Origin of the sequence: Microbacterium sp. UBA837 (assembly GCF_002296025.1) — a bacterium.
GTDB lineage: Bacteria > Actinomycetota > Actinomycetes > Actinomycetales > Microbacteriaceae > Microbacterium.
Genome location: NZ_DBHD01000053.1, coordinates 1 through 1,757 on the forward strand (window position 1 = coordinate 1; position 1,757 = coordinate 1,757).

Here is a 1,757-nt window from a genome sequence, read left to right on the forward strand (position 1 = left end):
CGTATCGATCGGGGGTGAAGTGCACCCCTGGCGTGGGTGGATAGTCGGTGTAGGTGGTTCCGACCGGTGAGGTCCATTCGAGGATGCCGCCCTCGAGTTGCCTGACTTTCCAGCCGGCGAACTGTTTCATCGAGTGATGTCTTTGACAGAGGTGGGCGAGGTTGCAGACATCCGTTTTGCCGCCGAGCGCGTGATCGATCGTGTGGTCGACTTCGCAGCGGATGGCGGGGAGGCGGCATCCGGGGAACCGGCAGTGGCGGTCGCGGGCCCTCAGGTGGCGGTCGATCGCGGCGGTGCGCTGGTAGCCGTTGGTGTGGAGCACCTGACCGGTGACGGGGTGGGTGACGAGGCGTTCCCACCAGGTGTCGCAGGCTTCGGCGATGGCGCGGGCGGTTTCGGCGTCGATGGGGGAGTAGCCGACGAGGTCGGCGGGTTCTGCGTGGCCGCTCTCGTCGCCGTCGGGCTTGAGGAGGCTGAGGGCTGGAACGACGACCTGGATCTTCGCGCGGATCGCGCCGAGCGTGCCGGGTCCGTCGCCGGTGACGGTGGGGTCGGCGAAGGGGGATCCGGTGAGAAGGATGTCGGCGGCGATATCGGCGCGGATCTGAGCCCGGGTGCGGATGTCGGTGGCGAGAATGTCAGCCGGGATTCGGGCGTCATCGTCTGCCGGAGAACCGACTGCAGCCTTCGCGGCGTTGCGCACGTCGATGACAACGGTGGCCATCTGGTTCATGCGGTCGTCGATGCCCGCGATGACCGGGGTGGGCGCGACCAGGAGTAGCGATGACATCCCGTCGGGCAGCGCGCGGGTGGTGATGTCGCGGCGTTCGCGCGCGGAGGCGTGTCGTTCGACGAAGCTGCGGGGATGCATCCGCTGGGCGAGGATTTCGAGCTCAGCTTTCACCCGGCCGACGGTGTCGCGCCGGCATCGCTCGAGTGCTTCGGCTTCGAAGGCGGGGATGACTTCGTCGGGGAGGTCGGCGGCGGCATCCTGAATCGCATACACGTGCTGGCGGGTGATCTCACCTTGAGCGCGGGCTTCGAGCGTGCCGGGGTAGCGCTCGGCGAGCCGTTCAGCGTCGCCGATCTGGCGTTGCATCGACCGATCGGACACGCGCGCGGGCACTCCGATCGTGGCGGCGATGCTGCGCAGCGCCATGTCGTGTTCGCGCACCCGGGACGGCTTGCCCGCCGCGAGTTCGCGAGCAAGCTCGCCCGCCCGAGCGAGAGCGCGGATGCGGGCGGCTTCGGCGGCGGCGAGCGCGGCATCCGCCTGCTGAACGGCGGCGACGATCGAGGTCAGCTCGGCGGTCTGCGCCTCGCTGAACTCGATAACCCCGTTCGAAAGCATGTACTAATAATGACATCACCCTCCGACATTGAGTCCCAGAGGGGCGCGCCTGTGGAAAACCCGCAAAAATTGGTCTACATGCGAGTGCATGATGGTTCGACTCGAAGCTCAATAGAACAAAAATACGAATATTGGATCCCGGCTTCGTCAGTCCGTGAACTCCCGTGGCGTGACGGCACGCTCACGGGCATTCGTCGCGAGCCGATCGAGTTCGTCGGTGACATCGAGGCCTGCGATTGCGTGCTCGATCCGCTCCGCTCCGCACATGTTGCCCTCGCGACAGCTTGCGCCTCGTCGCCCGGAGCGTCGTTGGTGCAACGGCCCGCGAGCACTTCCTCGACGGCGTGGACGGCTGCTTCGAATCTCTGACCGACGGGCCCCGTGGTGGATCGCGACGGATGCCTAC

The 1,757-nt window shown here is 66.6% G+C and carries 1 protein-coding gene; it reads right to left on the reverse strand.

The window, feature by feature from the left end; translation table 11 throughout:
• The coding region (locus B3587_RS04030) for an HNH endonuclease (RefSeq protein WP_292726725.1) at positions 1 to 1,351 on the reverse strand (1,351 nt) is incomplete at its 3' end.
• Between the last annotated feature and the right edge of the window lie 406 nt (positions 1,352 to 1,757).